This window comes from Treponema sp. R80B11-R83G3 (assembly GCF_054786115.1).
Genome location: NZ_BDHF01000007.1, coordinates 14,308 through 31,271 on the forward strand (window position 1 = coordinate 14,308; position 16,964 = coordinate 31,271).

Annotated in this window: 14 protein-coding genes and 1 tRNA gene; 4 read left to right on the plus strand and 11 right to left on the minus strand. The window is 43.2% G+C overall.

Annotated features, from left to right (window positions below):
• Positions 1-7 precede the first annotated feature (7 nt).
• From ACYVRH_RS01940 to ACYVRH_RS01955, 4 genes are all read right to left on the minus strand, one after another.
• Positions 8-1,993 carry a [FeFe] hydrogenase, group A gene (locus ACYVRH_RS01940; RefSeq protein ID WP_461255244.1) on the minus strand — a complete coding sequence of 662 codons (1,986 nt, stop codon included), beginning with the start codon at positions 1,991-1,993 and terminating at the stop codon, positions 8-10.
• 7 nt (positions 1,994-2,000) lie between these two features.
• Positions 2,001-3,890 carry an NADH-ubiquinone oxidoreductase-F iron-sulfur binding region domain-containing protein gene (locus ACYVRH_RS01945; protein ID WP_461255245.1) on the minus strand — a complete coding sequence of 630 codons (1,890 nt, stop codon included), beginning with the start codon at positions 3,888-3,890 and terminating at the stop codon, positions 2,001-2,003.
• Positions 3,883-4,377, minus strand: a complete 495-nt coding sequence (locus ACYVRH_RS01950; protein WP_461255246.1) for an NADH-quinone oxidoreductase subunit NuoE family protein — start codon at positions 4,375-4,377, stop codon at positions 3,883-3,885. Before ACYVRH_RS01950 ends, ACYVRH_RS01945 begins: the two co-directional genes overlap by 8 nt.
• Before the next feature lie 248 nt (positions 4,378-4,625).
• On the minus strand, positions 4,626-6,005 hold the full coding sequence (locus tag ACYVRH_RS01955; protein WP_461255247.1) for a TrpB-like pyridoxal phosphate-dependent enzyme: 1,380 nt from the start codon (positions 6,003-6,005) through the stop codon (positions 4,626-4,628).
• 112 nt (positions 6,006-6,117) lie between these two features.
• Between ACYVRH_RS01955 and ACYVRH_RS01960 the strand changes: the two genes are divergently transcribed.
• Positions 6,118-6,200: transfer RNA gene (locus ACYVRH_RS01960), tRNA-Leu, on the plus strand.
• Between the two features lie 393 nt (positions 6,201-6,593).
• Here the strand turns inward: ACYVRH_RS01960 and ACYVRH_RS01965 are convergent.
• A complete protein-coding gene (locus ACYVRH_RS01965; protein ID WP_461255248.1) occupies positions 6,594-7,808 on the minus strand; it encodes a HipA domain-containing protein in 1,215 nt (404 codons plus the stop codon).
• The gene (locus ACYVRH_RS01970) at positions 7,805-8,029 is read right to left on the minus strand and encodes a helix-turn-helix domain-containing protein (RefSeq protein ID WP_461255249.1); all 225 of its coding nucleotides are present in this window, start codon (positions 8,027-8,029) and stop codon (positions 7,805-7,807) included. The genes ACYVRH_RS01965 and ACYVRH_RS01970 overlap by 4 nt, the downstream gene beginning before the upstream one ends.
• A gap of 504 nt (positions 8,030-8,533) precedes the next feature.
• Here ACYVRH_RS01970 and ACYVRH_RS01975 point away from each other — a divergent pair.
• Positions 8,534-9,232: a M48 family metallopeptidase gene (locus tag ACYVRH_RS01975; protein WP_461255250.1), complete on the plus strand. Its 699-nt coding sequence runs from the start codon at positions 8,534-8,536 to the stop codon at positions 9,230-9,232.
• 66 nt (positions 9,233-9,298) lie between these two features.
• Here the strand turns inward: ACYVRH_RS01975 and ACYVRH_RS01980 are convergent, their stop codons facing one another.
• From ACYVRH_RS01980 to ACYVRH_RS01990, 3 genes are all read right to left on the minus strand, one after another.
• Positions 9,299-9,850: a DUF2271 domain-containing protein gene (locus ACYVRH_RS01980; RefSeq protein ID WP_461255251.1), complete on the minus strand. Its 552-nt coding sequence runs from the start codon at positions 9,848-9,850 to the stop codon at positions 9,299-9,301.
• 289 nt (positions 9,851-10,139) lie between these two features.
• Positions 10,140-11,000 (minus strand): flagellin N-terminal helical domain-containing protein, encoded by an 861-nt coding sequence (locus tag ACYVRH_RS01985; RefSeq protein ID WP_461255252.1) that lies wholly within the window; start codon positions 10,998-11,000, stop codon positions 10,140-10,142.
• A gap of 42 nt (positions 11,001-11,042) precedes the next feature.
• Positions 11,043-11,165: a hypothetical protein gene (locus ACYVRH_RS01990; protein WP_461255253.1), complete on the minus strand. Its 123-nt coding sequence runs from the start codon at positions 11,163-11,165 to the stop codon at positions 11,043-11,045.
• Between the two features lie 265 nt (positions 11,166-11,430).
• On the opposite strand from ACYVRH_RS01990, the gene argA reads away from it, so the two are divergent.
• Positions 11,431-12,699: an amino-acid N-acetyltransferase gene (argA, locus tag ACYVRH_RS01995; RefSeq protein WP_461255254.1), complete on the plus strand. Its 1,269-nt coding sequence runs from the start codon at positions 11,431-11,433 to the stop codon at positions 12,697-12,699.
• 109 nt (positions 12,700-12,808) lie between these two features.
• On the opposite strand, the gene ACYVRH_RS02000 is transcribed toward argA, so the two are convergent.
• Entirely contained in the window at positions 12,809-13,408 is a 600-nt protein-coding gene (locus ACYVRH_RS02000; protein WP_461255255.1) for a hypothetical protein, read from the minus strand.
• A 241-nt stretch (positions 13,409-13,649) separates the two neighbouring features.
• Between ACYVRH_RS02000 and ACYVRH_RS02005 the strand changes: the two genes are divergently transcribed.
• Positions 13,650-14,339: a metallophosphoesterase gene (locus ACYVRH_RS02005; RefSeq protein WP_461255256.1), complete on the plus strand. Its 690-nt coding sequence runs from the start codon at positions 13,650-13,652 to the stop codon at positions 14,337-14,339.
• A 598-nt stretch (positions 14,340-14,937) separates the two neighbouring features.
• Here ACYVRH_RS02005 and ACYVRH_RS02010 read toward each other — a convergent pair.
• Entirely contained in the window at positions 14,938-16,929 is a 1,992-nt protein-coding gene (locus ACYVRH_RS02010) for a leucine-rich repeat domain-containing protein (RefSeq protein ID WP_461255257.1), read from the minus strand.
• Positions 16,930-16,964: the final 35 nt, after the last annotated feature.

Here is a 16,964-nt window from a genome sequence, read left to right on the forward strand (position 1 = left end):
CAGCCTCTTACCTTTTCAGTACTGTCTGTATCTCAGCCTTTGCGTTATCAAAAGTGCATTTTTCCAGCATTTTTCCATTCACGCTCAAAACGGGTCCCTTCTTGCAGTGCTTCCCGCAGAAAGTAGCCTTAAACTCGATTAAGTCTTCAAGTTTGTTATCCCTGATGTAATTCATTATGTCTTTATAAAGATCCTGCGCGCCGCGAAGGAAACAACTGGTACCAAAGCAGATTTCCAAAGTAAGCTCTTTATTGCCGGAAGACTCTCCAAGCATAATATCTTCTTGAGTGATTCTCTTACGGTTTTCAAACGTTGTATGCAAAAGCTCATGCGCTTTTTCGTGATTCAGGCTTTCCGCGTAAATTTGCTGCAAGTACGGGTTCTCGGATGAAACATGGAATTGCATCATTTTATCGTTATCAAAAAGCCCCTTTGAGCGTTTTATAACAGCTAACCTATCCGATGTTATCGGCTGGCCGCCGCCGTTGACGCATCCGCCTGAGCAAGCCATGACTTCGATTAAATCGTAATTGACTTCCCCTTTACGGATTCTGTCGATCAGGTTTCTCGCGTTCGCAAGGCCGCTGACAACCGCCAACTGCAGTTTCTGGCCTCCGACAATAATCTCGGAAGTTTTAATTCCGTTTTCGCCGCGTAATTGTTTGAATTCTTTAGCTGAGCCTTTTTCCAGTACTTCACCTGCAAACCTAAGCACCGCTTCGCTTACGCCTCCTGAGGAGCCGAAAATAACAGCGCCGCCCGTTGAATAGCCAAACGGCATGTCAAAAGAGCCAAGTTCCATTTGGTCAAATTCAACGCCATTTTCCTTCATCATCAGCGCAAGTTCATTGCTGGTAATGACAAAATCAATATTCGGGTTTCCGTTTGTTTTAAACTCGTCGCGGCTGGCTTCAAATTTTTTCGCCGTACAGGGCATTACCGACACCACCACCAGATTTTCGCGGGTAATGTTTAATTCCTTACACAGATATTCTTTGCACAGTGAGCCGAACATCTGCATCGGGGAGCGGCAGGTTGATAAATTGTTTAAAAAGTCGGGATAGTACTGCTCTGCAAATTTAACCCACGCCGGACAGCACGAAGTGAACATCGGCAAATTTTCTCCGCTCTTTCTGCGTTCCAAAAATTCTTTTCCTTCCTCAGTTACGGTAAAGTCCGCGCCGAAACAAGTGTCATAAACCCGATCAAAACCCATTCTGCGAAGGGCTGTGATGATCCGCCCGATATGGAGCGTGCCGGGGTCTTTGCCAAAGTATTCGCCAAGAGCCACGCGCACGGCGGGAGCAATTTGCACCACTACCGTTTTGCTCTTGTCGTAAAGGGCGTCCCAAACGCCGTTGATTTGATATTTGGGAGTAAGAGCGCCGACCGGACAGACCTTTACGCATTGGCCGCAACCCACGCACTCAATCTCGCCGATTCCCTTATTGAAACAGGTTCCAACGTGCGCCTTCGCCCCTCTGTACGAAAAACCTAACGCGCCTACAGATTGAATTTCTTCGCACACCCTCACGCAGTCGCCGCAGAGTATGCACTTGCTTGGATCGCGCAATATTGCAAGCGATGAAAAATCTTTCGGCTCATCGCGCCCCATCTTTTTAAAACGCACATTGGATATGTCCAATTGTTTCGCAATTGCCTGAAGGCGGCAATCCCCGCTCTTTGGGCAGGTAGTGCAGTTCTGATCGTGGCTTGCAAGCAAAAGTTCGATAATCACTTTGCGAATATTTCTGATTTGATTCGTGTTGGTGTGTATTACCATACCATCTTCCGCTTTGGTGGAGCAGGCGGGAAGAATACCCTTCCCTTCGACTTCCACCATGCACATACGGCACGCGCCGTAGACGCTGATTTCCGAATGATAACAGAACGTGGGCAGTTCAATCCCCGCCTTCCGGCAGAGTTCCAATAAATTGCGTTCCCCTTCAATTGGAACCGCAGCTTGGTCAATTATTACAGTTTGATTTTTCATAACACACCTATCCTTTTACAATGGCAGAGAATTTACAATTCTGTATACATGCGCCGCACTTGATACATTTTTTAGTATCGATAGTATGCGGTTTCTTTAATTCGCCGCTAATCGCCTCAACCGGGCATTTTTTCGAGCAAAGAGTACAACCTTTGCATTTATCGGGGTGAATTTTATAGTCAGCAAGAGCTTCACAGTTTCCGGTCGGACATTTTTTGTCAAATACGTGGGCGTTATACTCGTCCCTGAAATATTTTAAAGTAGACAACACCGGGTTGGGAGCCGTTTTGCCGAGAGCGCACAAAGAGCCGACTCTAACAACCTGCGAAAGATCTTCTAGCAGGGCTAAGGTATCCGCAGTTGCCCTGCCTTCGATAATTTCATCGAGAAGCACCAGCATCTGACGGGTTCCTTCTCTGCATACCACGCATTTTCCGCAGGATTCGTTTTGCGTAAACTGCATAAAATACCTTGCGATTTTTACCATGCAGGTACCTTTATTCATTACGACAAGGCCACCCGAGCCAACCATCGCTCCGACTTTTGCCAAGTTGTCATAATCCAGAGGCATGTCCAGATGTTCCTGTGTGAGACAGCCGCCCGATGGTCCGCCAATCTGCACCGCTTTAAAATCACAGCCGCAAAGAGAGCCGTCGTCGTTTGTAACGCCGCCGCCGATGTCGCCGATAATTTCCCGCAGCGTCGCGCCAAACGGCACTTCGATTAATCCGGTATTAGCGACATGGCCTGTAAGCGCGAAAGTTTTTGTTCCCTTCGATGTCGCCATACCCAGCTTGGCGTATTCATCTGCTCCCATGCCGAGGATAAGCGGAACCGTCGCTAAAGTTTCAACGTTATTGACGGCGGTAGGCTTTCCGAACAAACCTTTCTCAGCGGGGAAAGGCGGCTTTAATGTAGGCATACCGCGTTTGCCCTCGATAGAGGCAATCAACGCGGATTCTTCGCCGCAGACAAACGCGCCCGCGCCTTCTTTTATTTCGATATTAAAATTTCTGCCCGTGCCGAAAATATTATCGCCTAATATGCCGGCTTCCTGCGCTTGAGCAATTGCCGCCCTAAGCCGCTTTACCGCAAGGGGATACTCCATACGCACATAAATGTATCCGTGTGTGGCATTTATCGCCTTTGACGCGATCATCATTCCTTCCAGTACCGCGTGAGGATTTCCTTCCATTACGCAGCGGTCCATGAACGCGCCAGGGTCGCCTTCGTCGCCGTTGCAGATAACGTACTTCACTTCGTTTTCATGGATACGGGTTAAATCCCATTTGCGCCCTGTGGGGAAGCCCGCGCCGCCGCGCCCTCTAAGGCCGGAAGCGAGCATTAAATCGCAGAGTTCCTTGTCTTTCATTTCCTGCAACGCTTTACGCGCCATGAAATAACCGCCGTGATAGACGTATTCGTTTAAATTTTTAACGTCGATATTACCGCACAGCGCTAGCGTCAACCGATGCTGCTTCTGGTAAAAAGGGATTTTATCCATGTCTTTTACCGGCGCGCCGTGGTCGGGGCTGGTGTAGAGTAGGCGCTCGACATACTCGCCGCCTACAAGTGTTTTTTCTACGATTTCTTCTACGTCGTTGGGAGAAACCTTGGTATAAAGAATGCCTTTCGGTTTTATTGTTACAAGCGGCCCCATCTGGCAAAAGCCCTGACAGCCGCTTTCCGCGATTGAATAATCGCCCTGTTCACATTCCAACGCGACTGCAACTTTTAACCCGCGCTTTGACAATTCTTCGCGGAAACGGTCGTAAATTTTTAAGGAGCCGCCCGCCACGCAGCCGGTTCCAGCGCAAATAATAATGCGCGGTTTTTGACATGCCGCCGATTGCTCAAACTGCTCCTTCCTTTGTTCTAATGTCAATTTTTCAGGCATTTGCGGATTCCTCCTTTCGAATTTTATCAATAAGAGCTTTTGTTTTTTCAGGGTTCATCGATCCGTACACATCTTCGTTGATTACAACTACAGGCGCGATGCCGCATGCCCCAAGGCAGTTTACCGTCTCCAGCGTAAACAGCAAGTCGTCCGATGTTTTTTTCTTCTCGTTGAGTTTAAGCTCTTTTTCCAGCATGTTAATGATGGCTAACGATTTTTTAACGTGACAGGCCGTCCCGTCGCACACCTTGATAACATATTTGCCTTTTGGATCAAGGGTGAAATGTGAATAAAAAGTCGCAACACCAAAGACAATTCCCGGCGAGACTTCCAGAGCCGTCGCGACATAGGTCATTATGTCCTCCGGCAGATAGGAATACGCTTCCTGAATCTCCTGTAAAATGGCGATCAGGTTGCTTGAATTGCGTTGGTGACGATCCAATATGTCACAAACCATTTCAAATTTTTTTCCGAATTCATTTTTCATACAGAATCAACTCCTTTTCCCATGAATTCTTTCCATCCATACCGCAGGCTTTTATGCTTGTGGGAATGTTCCATGTAAACTAAGTTTACTAATAAATTAGTTACACTTTATTTAACATAACATTGTAGTAAATATACAAAAATTTGTCAATACATTCGAGTAGGCTTACCTTAATTTATTTCCGCCACCACAAAATCCCTATAACCCTGTGGCGCAAGGTTATAGGGGTACTGGATGTTCTTCGTAAGTTATGCGTTTTGCGGTATTTGCGGAATGGACGCGAATCCGCGCTCAAGTTCCGCATCGGTTGGAATATGGTCCTCCATTGTTTTATTGTTGTACGCGGTGTAAGCCGTCATATCGAAGAAACCTGTTCCGCTTAAACCAAAAACGATGACCTTTTTTTCGCCTGTTTTTTTGCACTCAAGAGCTTCGTCAATAGCGGCTTTAATCGCATGGGAAGATTCCGGCGCGGGAAGTATGCCCTCCACCTTCATAAAACGGACAGCCGCGTCAAAAACATCGGTCTGAACCGCAGAGCGGGCTTCCAAAACACCGTCTTTGTAAAGCTTTGATAATGCGGCGTTCATGCCGTGGTAGCGAAGACCGCCCGCGTGGTTTGCCGACGGGATAAAGCCGTTGCCCAAAGTCATCATTCTGATGAGCGGGGTTGTCTTTGCCGTATCGCCAAAATCATAGGCAAAACGACCGCGCGTAAAAGACGGACATGAAGCCGGTTCAACGGCGATAAAACGCGTCTTGGATTTGCCAGCAAGTTTTTCGCCCACGAATGGAGAAATAAGTCCCCCCAAATTTGATCCGCCTCCGGCGCATCCGATGATTATATCGGGTTTGACTTTGTACTTGTCAAGCGCGATTTTTACTTCCTGTCCAATTATTGATTGATGGAGCAAGACATGATTTAATACGCTTCCAAGCACATAACGGCACTTATCGGTTTTTACGGCGGTTTCTATTGCTTCGGAAATGGCGCAGCCAAGAGAGCCGCCCGTCTTAGGATCGGCTTCCAATATTTTACGCCCCGACTCTGTGGTATTGGACGGCGAAGGAATCAAGTTTGCGCCATAGGATTCCATCAACGCTTTACGGTAAGGTTTCTGCTCTGAACTGACTTTCACCATGTACACTGTCAATTTTAAACCGTAGAAAGCGCAAGCCATCGCCATTGCGGTTCCCCATTGTCCCGCGCCGGTTTCCGTAGTGAGGGATGTAAGCCCTTCTTTTTTCGCGTAATAAGCCTGAGGTCCCGCCGAGTTTAATTTATGGGAACCGGAAGTGTTTGTTCCCTCAAACTTGTAATAAATTTCCGCAGGTGTTTCCAGCGCTTTCTCAAGGTAATAAGCGCGGACGAGCGGAGACGGCCTATATGCCCGGTAAAAATCCTGAATATCTTCAGGGATGGGGATAAGACGCGTAGTATCGTCCATTTCCTGATCGATTACGCCCTTACAAAAAACAGGTCCCAAATCTGCGGGAGTTACCGGTTTAAGGGTTCCCGGATGCAGCATCGGGTCGGGCTTTGACTTCATGTCCGCCCTAAGGTTGTACCAATGTTTTGGCATTTCATCTTCTGCAAGATAGATTCTTGTAGGTATTTTCTTTTTCATTATACGACTCCTAAAATTTTTATTCTAATATATTACCATATTATCCAATAAATTTCAAGAACCATTGACATCTTCTTATCTAATTAGTAAATTATAAATTGCAATCAACTTGGCCGGCGTGGTGGAATGGCAGACACTGAGGACTTAAAATCCTCTCCCAGCAATGGGGTATGAGTTCGAGTCTCATCGCCGGCAAATAGCGGATTTTTTACTTTACAATAATGTTGAGGACTTATAATCCTCGGCTAACAACAGCACGGCGTAGCCGTGTAGATCAAAAATGCCGCACGCCGTAGCACCAAGAAAGCCGCATATTAGAAAAAAGCAAGGGCACCTTTAGGTGACCGACAGTGCGGCCCAGCAATGGGGTATGAGTTCGAGTCTCATCGCCGGCACAACGTAAATCTTTATGTATTAAAGAATTACTATAGGGCTACCCTAAGGCGAAAAAACCCTTGGGGCGTATCCCCGGACAGTTTTGTTTTTTAGCCAGCGTTTAAAAATGATACGCCAATTGGGAAGCAGTAGCTTATTCCAAGGAAAATTATATATGTGGTGGTATTTTACTAAGAAAAAGGTAGCTGGAATTTATCCAAATAAGATGGGAAAGCGCTTCTTAATAATCGAAGTTATTTTTTTATAGATTGGCATATCGGGGGTGGGCATATTTTTACGAAGTTTTTCAGCGGCAGGGACAATATCTGCGAATATATCTTTTATGGTTTTCATCATATTTGTAGCATTTTGTTCCAGATTTTCAAATAAAGCGATAAAATCTTTTTGTTTTAGAGAACTATATTTCCCCTTGCCGTTTATAAGCATAGCCATTTCATGGTCTATGACGCTTTCGGGGTAAACCTCGGTTGAAAGTAAATCATAAAATGGGGCAAGTTTAACTCCTGAACCGGTGTGAAGCAAAGACAAATTTTTCGCATGGGCGTCAGTATTGCCTATTAAATAATTGAAAATAATCCATTCCATAAAACGGATGATGTCAGAAAGGCGATTTTCAGAAAATTCATTAATGATCCTGTAACAATCCTTTATTTTCGCTCCGCCGCCCGTCTGATATTTCTTGCCGGAAACAATACCAAGCGCCTGACAAAAATCTTCCTGATGTATACGCTGAACCGTTCTGTTGTTAATGTATCTGTCATATCTTGTTATTTCAAGATACGGACGGCCTTCGGCTTCCAACAGTTCAATTTCAGAAACGTTAGATAAAATAACCTTTGCGAGTTTCATGCAAAAAAGTTCGTTTTGCAATAAATCAGGAAATCTTTTATTTGTAATCTTTATTATATGGGTTGTAGGAGCTACATCGCTTGAACGATAATATTTTTTGTCAAGTTTATATACCGCAAATTTTGACTGTGCCCCAGCAAGTGAAAGCCGTGGCGGATTTTCGATGCTTGTAAGCAATGGATCCTGCGGCAGTTTATCTATTATTTGCGCTATTTTTCGGGAAGATATTTCACTCGTTTTTTCTCCGCTATTATCAGGCGTTGTTTCATAAAAAGCCACCGCTCCTGCGCAGTCTCCGCCGAATCTGCCAAGAATGGAAAAAACATTATTGCCCGAAGCATGTTCTTTTGTAAGTATTTCAAAAGCCTCGCCCTCAGGAGTTAAGTTCTCAAAAAACGGATAAGTTAAGGCGTGGGGATAACTTTCCTCCCTTACAGGTAAGCGAACGGATAAAGGAGAGGCGTTATTATCATATTGAAATGTTAGCTGTAATAAATCATCTTCGGATAATACGCCAACTTTTTCTCCGCAAAGATACACGTTAAGCTTTCTGCTCATTTGCCGTCCTCATTAATATTGAGCACTTCTATTTTTATGCCAAGAATATCAGCGACTCGTAAGGCTTTGTTAAGCTGTATCGTAGGCTTGCCCTTTTCAAGGTCGCCAATAAAACGCACCCCGGTATTTGCGGTCGCCGCCAATTGTATCTGAGTGGCTCCCTGCCGTTTACGGTATGCCCGAACAGCCGCCCCGAAAGATTTGGAATCTTTTATTTTCATAATTTTCCCTATATTACCTATCGGTAAGAATAACGTATTTTTTACGAAAAATCAAGTAAATCTTACTTATCGGTAATAAAATATGGGATTTGCGAGGAATTTGCTTAGAATGTTACCGAACGGGAATATTAATTATAATAGAACTTCCTCGCATCTCTCCAACTCTACTTTGTGGGTTTGTGATGTGTACGGGTGAGGAATTTATAAAAACACTTGAAAAATTTTCCTTTTTAGCATATAATAATAATGTTAGGACCCCCGCACCTCTCCAAATCTGCTTTGTGGGTTTGTGATGTGTAACAGTGGGGGGACGTTTTTTTATGACATTGATAAAACCACCTACTACATATAAGCAACAAATAGAAAAGCTTCGCTTAAGAGGCTGTATAATTGAGGATGAAGCTCATGCCATTGATATTTTGACAAAAGTTAATTATTACCGTTTAACTGCTTATTTTTTACCATTTAAAAAGAAGGATAATTCTTATCTTGAGGAATATTATAATGTTACTTGTTATCTCCGGCATACCTGTTGACATATCAAAAAAAAGCATAAAAAATATGCACCTCTATGTTAAGCCGCCAAATGGGGATGTAACAGTATCCGCTCCTCTCTCCATGAGCAATGAAGAAATTGAGTTGTTTGTGCATACAAAAATCAGTTGGATAAAAAAACAAATAAAAAAGTTTAATACTCAACTTCGCCAATCCAAACGCGAGTATGTTTCAGGTGAAACGCTGTATGTTTGGGGGAAGCAGTACTATTTACAAATTGAAAGTGGCGGCAGAAATTCGCTTGAGTTGTCCGGCGATAAGGCAATCTTCACTGTCCGAAAAAACAGCGATACCGCACAACGTGAGAAATTTATTCGGGAGTGGTACCGCAAGCAGTTGAAAGGTGAAATAGAGCGGCTTCTTCCAAAGTGGGAAAAAATTACAGGGTTAAAATGCAATAGTTGGCAAATAAAATATATGACTAGCCGTTGGGGATCTTGTAAACCTATAGCAAGAAAAATATCTCTGAATCTGCAACTTGCCAAGAAAACGCCTGAGTGTCTTGAATACATTATCCTGCATGAACTTGTTCACATTTTAGAAAAACACCACAACGAACGATTCTATTCGTTTATTAAAAAATATATGCCAAAGTGGAAAGAAATTAAGTCCTCATTAAATAGGCAAACGCTTGACTATTTGGAATGAAATAAAAACAGCGTTAAATAATTGTTCTTTACGCCATTGTCGCGCCATCGGCACGACAATTCCCTCTTACCGCAGCACCCGCACCTTTACATCTTTAATCATCACTCGCTCCGCTGTAGCGTCGCCTTTGTATTCAACGCTTACTTCCGCTGACTTGGCTTCTTTGCCAAGAGCGATAGGCGCGCGATAGTAAACTTGATTTTCCCAGCGCAATGTTCCTTCAAGAACCAGAACATAGTTGCCAGAGAGAAGAGCCGTACCCTTGCTGTCGGTGCCGTCCCATGTGCAGGTCAGCATCCCTGTCTGCGGCGTCGCGCCGCTTACCGCGTCAATCTGGGCTTTTGTCAACTTTGATGGGTCGGCTTTTTTTACCCACATGGGGATTGTAGCGGGTCTTTTGCTATAGCCGCCATTAGCCGTCCATTTTGTAACATAAAGCGTCTTTATGTACTTGCCTTCAGTATCTTCAATCCACGCCGCAAACTGATTGCTAGCGGCCCCGCTCTGACGCGTAAATGTAAAAGTCAACTCAACTGCCGCCGCAGACGGCGCTTGCTGCGCCGCCGCGCATGCTAAAACTAAAGTAGTCAATATAACAACAAATAAAAACCTTTTCATAGTACCCCCTGTTTAATTAATTGTAACATAAAAAATAAAAACTTGCCATAAAATTTAGGGAATGGGGAGTGGGGTTATTGTTCGAAAGCTATGCGTGGACTTTACGACAAGATAACTGACAAAAACCCCTTCTTCCCTCTTTGTGTTCTTTGTCTCTTCGTGATCTTAGTGTGAGCTCTTTTCGCTATCCATTAAAAAAAAGAAGCCTGACCACATTTAAGTGGTCAGGCGCCTTTCCGAGAGACGCCGTCCAACCGCTAAAATTACTCTTAGCGGCTGGAGGTATTGCTTACTGCAGAAGAGAAAGAACCGATTGACCTCTTTGATTTGCCTGCGCCAGCATGGCGGTGCCTGCCTGTGTAAGAATCATGTTCTTGGTATAAGTTACCGTCTCATTCGCCATGTTTGTGTCACGTATACGAGACTCAGAAGCTTGCATATTTTCAGCTCCAATGTCCAAGCCGCGTACTGCGTGCTCAAGGCGGTTCTGGTAGGCGCCAAGATCAGCCCTTTGTTTGCTGATGATCTGTAACGCATGATCGAGAGTTCCAATGGCACGATTGGCACTGTCCGGGCTGGACAGTGAAATAAAAGTATCGTCACCAACGTTGCGGATACCAAGACCCTTAGTTGTCATTGTGCCGATAAACACCTGTTCACGCTGATCCATGTTAGCTCCAATATGAAGCCACATAGACGCTGTAACCACATTTTCGCCGATAGGTCTGCCGAAACGTCCCGTTAATACGTTCATCCCGTTGAACTGCGCGTGTGACGCGATTCTGTCAACTTCGTCAACAAGGGCTGAAACTTCAACCTGGATGTACATTCTGTCTTCGTCGGTATAAATACCGTTCGCAGCCTGTACTGCCAGTTCACGCAGACGTTGGAGAATGTCCTGGGATTCTTGCAGGTAACCTTCCGTTGTTTGAATGAATGAAATACCATTCTGGGCGTTAGTTGACGCCTGATTCAAACCGCGGATTTGTGACCTCATTTTTTCTGAAACTGCAAGTCCAGAAGCGTCATCACCGGCGCGATTGATGCGAAGTCCAGTCGACAATTTTTCCATATTCTTATCCAGGAACACCTGGGTAACTTTGAGGGACCTGTCGGCTAACATTGCACTTAAGTTGTGATTGATTATCATATACTCACTCCTTTGGCTTTTCCGGCGCCCCGTCATCGACGGTTATGCGCCGCGGCTTCCATGCCGTACAATAAACCGCTTTGCGGCTTTTGTTCGAGTTTCACCAACGGAAAAACTCATTCTAAGTTTGCGAATATTCGCCAGATGCGAATATTCATGTGCCATTTGCGTTTTCCTAAGGAATTACTTCCCGAAAAACTAGAACCCTCGACCCACCGTTCCCGGAAGGGTGAGGTTACCCGAATAAATAAAGGAGGTCCAACGGACACATTATTCAGCCGGGAAAGGAATGTCTTAAAGACTTTGAACCAAAATCCTTAGAGACTTTTCCCACTTCATTCTTAATATCGGAATTCAAAAAAATAGCTTTAGTGTTAAAAATCAAAATAAAACTCTAGAAAGATATTTTAATTCATACTAAAATAACTTCATGGATGATATTTCCGGCTCTCAGGTAGATTTGATACGCGAAGTTTTTCACTATCAAAACAGGTTCGAAGGTTCTACTATGGTCTTTAAAATTGATTTCCCCGTAACGGAAGACCCCGGTTTTCCGGGCCTTGTGAAAGACCTTGCACTGCTGGCAAAAACAGGCTTCAAGGTAATCATTGTTCCCGGAGTCAGGGAAAACATCGACGCGGTTTTCAAACAGCATGATATCGATTCATCCTACGCTGCGACTCAAGACAGTCCTGTCCGTGTTACAACCTCGGAAGGAATTTCCTATGTTGAAATGGCGGCGTTTCACATAGCAAGCCGCTTTATGACATCCCTGTCCGGCAGCAGGGTAGACGCGGTAATCGGCAACTTTGTAAGGGCGAGGGGACTGGGCGTAATTAACGGCATAGATGCCGAGTACACCGGCACGGTCGATAAAATCTACACGGATTCGCTTAAAAGGGTACTGGAATTGGGTATGGTTCCAATCCTTCCCTGCGTCGGCTGGAGTCCTTCAGGAAAGCCCTACAATGTGCCAAGTGACGAAATCGCCCTTGCCGTTTCAAAAGCACTGGGAGCTATAAAATTGTTCATTATTACGGCTACCCAAGGGTTGAACATTACAAGACTTACCCCAAAAGAAACAGAAAATTTGATAAATACAGGCTCAACCTTCATGCGGGAGCTAAAATTGGCTCTAAAAGCCAGTCAGGAAGGCGTTCACAGGGTGCATATTATTGATGGAAGGGAAGAAGGAGCAGTTTTAAAGGAAATTTACTCAAATCTCGGCGTAGGAACGATGATATATACCGATGAATACGACTCCATCCGCCCATTACACTCCAAAGATATGCCAGACATTTTACGTTTAATGGAACCTTTTATGCAAAAAGGCATCCTTATCAGGCGGAATCCTGAGCAAATACAGGAAAAAAAGACCGATTATTCCGTTTTAGAGATTGACGGCTCGATTCGCGCCTGCGGAGCGCTTCACGAGTGGGGCGAAAAACAGGGAGAAATTGCCGCCGTAGCGACAGACCCAAACTACGCCGATCTCGGTCTTGGCAGAAAAATTGTCGGCTTCCTTATAGAAAAAGCCAAAAAAACCGGTCTGCGGCGCGTTTTTGTGCTAACAACTCAGTCACAAGACTGGTTTGAATCGTTGGGTTTTAAAGAGTCTTCCGTAGACAATCTGCCCGAGAAAAAGCGCCAAATTTACGATCAAACTCGTAGGAGCAAAGTTTTCGCGCTTGATCTGTAAAGATTTAATCATATATAAAGAAGAATTTACCACGAACCACACGAACAGGGAGCGAACCTTGAGAGCAATTAGCAATGTTGTTGTTCGTTATCTTTGCGTGGTCTCACGACTAGTATTTTTTAAATCCAAATCCGATGCAAGGACTTATGCTCCATGCTGAAAGACTGCCGTTTCTTTTTTCATTTGAGCTTTCCAGCGTTTCCGATGAATAAAAATCATAGGAAAGTTGTAAACGCCCAAAAACATATATATTTGGAAAAATAAAATATTTACCGGTGATATTTGTACCAAGACCTAACTGGTATGAGTATACGCTTCCTTCTCCATCATATATACCCCCAATAAGACACCCGTGTATTCCCGCGCCTAAAGAAAGAAGTGTTTTTTCATTATTATAAATAATAAATGCCGGTCCTAATAAAATATCCGCTCCTACAGCGAATTTATACCAATCATGTGTTTCTGAATTCCCCTGTACGGTAATTTTAACTTCTTGTGGAAAGAAAACATCAGCATAAAAACCAAGACCGATGTTTTCTAAAAAATATGTTGTATATGCAAAATTCAAGCCTATAGAAGATACTGCGTTCTCTACATCACCGGTGATTTTTTCATCAGTATATGTATGCGGATTTTGTCTGGTAAAATCACGAGCTTTAGTATGTATCATACCATGATAACTTATACCTATTTCAGTATTATCATCCAATACCCCTTTTGCAAAACATAGCGAAACCGATAAAAACAACAAAAGCCCGAAAATAATCTTTTTCATAAAATACTCCATGTTTTAGGCATATCCTAAATCCGTAATATATACAAATTTTACTCCTTGTTATCTGCGGTGTCAAGAAAAAAATTTCCGGCTAAACAGACGGTAAAATCCATTATAATCAATATTGTTAATTCTTAATTTTTCATGTAAATTATAATCAGGTATTTGGAAAAACATGAAAATTGCGATAGTAACTGATATTCACGGCTCTACTAATTGGCGAATGGTCATGAAAAGGGTTGATGAATTCGACAAGATTATCTTTTTGGGGGATTATTTTGACGCATGGACCAACAAATGGCCTGGGCAAATGAATAACGCGTGTAATATAATTACATTTAAAAAACGTTTTCCAAAAAAAGTTGACCTGTGCTGGGCTAATCATGATACAAGTTATTATCTCGGTGAAAGATGTTCAGGGTATCAATTAGGATATGCGGTAGATATAATAGAATTTTTTAATAAGCATAAAGAACAATTTGAAGTAGTTTATATTTATGACGAATGGATTTTTTCTCATGCCGGAGTGTCCGAAGAATGGATGTCTTGCGCGGGAATAAAAACGGTAGAAGAAATAAATACGCTCTTTAAAGAAAGTCCAAATTATTTTAGATGGGTTGGACCGGACAACTTTGGAGATAATCCAAATGAAGGTCCTCTATGGATTAGGCCAAAATCATTAATGAATAACGCGGTTAAAAATTATAATCAGGCAGTCGGACATACGGAATTGTACGATGGTCCAAAAGTAATCTGTAAAAACAAATTAAAATTTGTATTCACAGACACTGGAAAGCATGACCATTTAACTATAGTCGATACTGAAACCAATGAAGTAACCTTTAAAAACATTGCTATACTTTAAATCCTCTTTTTCAGGGGTTCGAATCCCCCTCACCAGTCTTTGGAGATAAAGGGGAACAATAAAAAGCACGCCGTCAAGGCGTGTGGATGAATAATTCCAAACGTTCCGGCGCAATAAAAATTAATAAGATGAACAAAGTGAGAGAACTGTCCAAAAAGAAAATTTCTACCACGAACCACAAGAACTTTTAGTACTATGGAAAAGCGGTAACAGATACAATGGGTAACCACTATACGATGTATGCCCAAAGAATTTATTGAGTACAGGCGGGCAGGCTGCGCACGCTGTAAAAACTTCGTAAGAGTCCGCCTACGAGCCTTTCGGCGACTGAACAGCGGTAGGTAGAAAGCTTTATCTAGGGTACGTCGCCGAACTTTTATTCTCTGAATTTTCTTTGTTTTGTTCCAAAGTCTCTCCGGCGGGGAACGCCCGAAAGATGTTTTTACATCGCACGCAGCCTGCCCGCCTGTACTCAAGGATTTTATTGGGCATACATCTTCTAGCGCTAATAAGCAATGAACAATTGGTACTTTGCGTGTCCACTGCAAGGCAAGGTGCGCTATGAAAAAGTTGTAACAGGTACTCTGCGTTATCCTTTTTATTCCGCATACAGGATTAATTCTGCTACAGGATTAAATAGATTAAATGGAATGGTCGTTGTGGCTACAGTAAGATTATATTTAATAAGAGTAGTGGAACCATCTTCTGTATAAGCATAGATAACGTCATCATTAAAATCATCTTGAGTATTGTTAACATCTAAATAAAATATAATATAATAACTACCTGTACCGGTAAATGGACGCATTGTTGTTACAGATATCAATGGGATTGTAACAGTTGTGCTGGTGATATTTACTTGACCAACAGCAACCATATCAATCCTATTATTAGAGTTATCCACAATATCTACTGTTATTTGCTTTCCGTTTAATGTGACTCCTCCTACAGTTGCAGGAATACCGGTGATAATCATAGTCTTTGGTACGTCGTCATCATCGTAATCATCGGGCATTTTTGTCCACATATTGTCATATTCCGATCTCATATACGTTCCTGCTTTTCCTCTTCTTGAGTAGGTAGTCTTTAAGTTGTCGCCGCCCAATCCATCCCATCCTTCAGGAAAGGCACTGTCTCCAAAATTAGCGTCTGTTATGTTGCTCCCTGTTGCAAAGGTTACGCTGGTAAGGCTTGTGCAATCGGCAAAAGCGCGCTCTCCAATGCTTGTAACGCTATTGGGTATAGTTACGCTGACAAGATTTGTGCAATCCCTGAAAGCGTCGTCAATTATGCTAGTAACGCTGTTTGGTATGGTTACGCCGGTAAGATTATTGCTAGAAGTAAAAGCGTTTTCCCCAATAACGGTGACGCTGTTTGGTATAGTAAAAGCGCCTGTTCTGCCTCCTGGATATTTAACTAAAGTTGTTTTATTTTTATTATACAATACGCCGTCAACAGAACTATATGCGGTATTTTGAGCAGCAACGTTTATTGCGGTAAGGCTGCTACAACCATCAAAAGCCCCCAATCCAATACTTGTAACGCTGTTTGGGATGGTTACGCTAGTAAGGCTGGTGCAATCGTAAAAAACCCAATTCCCGATGCTTTTAACGTTGTTGGGGATGGTTACGCTAGTAAGGCTAGAGCAATATTGAAAAGCCCCATCCCTAATACCGATAACGCTGTTTGGGATGGTTATACTGGCAAGTCTGGTACAACGGTTAAAAGCGCCCTTTCCAATGGTTTTGATGCCGCTTACTAAAGTTACGCTGGTAAGGCTGGTGCAATCGTGAAAAACCCAATCCCCAAAGCTGGTAACGCCGTTGCCTATGGTTACACTGGTAAGGCTTGTGCAGCTCATAAAAGCCCCATACCCAATGCCGGTAACGCTGCTGGGTATGGTTATGCTTGTAAGGCTTGTGCAGTTTTCAAAAGCCCAATCCCCAATGCTTTTAACGCTGTCCGGTATGGTTATGCCGGTAAGGCTTGTGCAATCGTAAAAAGCACTTCTCCCAATGCTTTTAACGCTGTTGGGTATAGTTACACTGGCAAGGCTGTCGCAAGGGTAAAAAGCATAACCCCCAATACCGGTAACCGGTTTTCCGTTTATCTGTGTCGGTATGGTTACAGCAACTCCGGTTCCATTATAACCGGTAATGACTGCCACGTCTCCGATTACATAAGAAAAATCGCCGGAAGTACCGATGCTGCTGTATTTTGTATATGTATATGTAAAGATACGTGAATTATCATTATACGTAAAAGTAAGCTTAACGCCGCTTATTGAATAAGCCACCCACTCGGTATATTTTTTTTCAACCCAATCATAATCATCATAATTCCAATAATGAGTATATTGCATTATTATCAGGCTGTCGCTGACAGTATAAATTCCCTTCCGCACATTTGGTATTTCAAAACTACCATCATTATTGAATATAATTATTTCATTACCGTACATACCACCGTACCAAATTCCGTCAAGAGTAGCTGTCTTTTCTATTCTTGTTGTTGTTGTTCCGTTATCGCAGGATAGTGCGATACATCCGATGATTGCTATTAAAATGATTGTCACCCACTTGTTTTTCATACTAATACTCCTTTTTCTTGAGGACAAAATAATTT

Excerpts from the sequence above, each read along its gene's own strand:
- ACYVRH_RS02010 (WP_461255257.1), bottom strand. The coding sequence starts at position 16,929 with ATGAAAAACAAGTGGGTGACAATCATTTTAATAGCAATCATCGGATGT.
- ACYVRH_RS01940 (WP_461255244.1), bottom strand. The coding sequence starts at position 1,993 with ATGAAAAATCAAACTGTAATAATTGACCAAGCTGCGGTTCCAATTGAA.
- ACYVRH_RS01980 (WP_461255251.1), bottom strand. The coding sequence starts at position 9,850 with ATGAAAAGGTTTTTATTTGTTGTTATATTGACTACTTTAGTTTTAGCA.
- ACYVRH_RS01985 (WP_461255252.1), bottom strand. The coding sequence starts at position 11,000 with ATGATAATCAATCACAACTTAAGTGCAATGTTAGCCGACAGGTCCCTC.
- ACYVRH_RS01950 (WP_461255246.1), bottom strand. The coding sequence starts at position 4,377 with ATGAAAAATGAATTCGGAAAAAAATTTGAAATGGTTTGTGACATATTG.
- ACYVRH_RS01970 (WP_461255249.1), bottom strand. The coding sequence starts at position 8,029 with ATGAAAATAAAAGATTCCAAATCTTTCGGGGCGGCTGTTCGGGCATAC.
- ACYVRH_RS01945 (WP_461255245.1), bottom strand. The coding sequence starts at position 3,890 with ATGCCTGAAAAATTGACATTAGAACAAAGGAAGGAGCAGTTTGAGCAA.
- ACYVRH_RS01975 (WP_461255250.1), top strand. The coding sequence starts at position 8,534 with ATGTTACTTGTTATCTCCGGCATACCTGTTGACATATCAAAAAAAAGC.
- ACYVRH_RS01955 (WP_461255247.1), bottom strand. The coding sequence starts at position 6,005 with ATGAAAAAGAAAATACCTACAAGAATCTATCTTGCAGAAGATGAAATG.
- ACYVRH_RS01990 (WP_461255253.1), bottom strand. The coding sequence starts at position 11,165 with ATGGCACATGAATATTCGCATCTGGCGAATATTCGCAAACTTAGAATG.
- ACYVRH_RS02005 (WP_461255256.1), top strand. The coding sequence starts at position 13,650 with ATGAAAATTGCGATAGTAACTGATATTCACGGCTCTACTAATTGGCGA.
- argA (WP_461255254.1), top strand. The coding sequence starts at position 11,431 with ATGGATGATATTTCCGGCTCTCAGGTAGATTTGATACGCGAAGTTTTT.
- ACYVRH_RS01965 (WP_461255248.1), bottom strand. The coding sequence starts at position 7,808 with ATGAGCAGAAAGCTTAACGTGTATCTTTGCGGAGAAAAAGTTGGCGTA.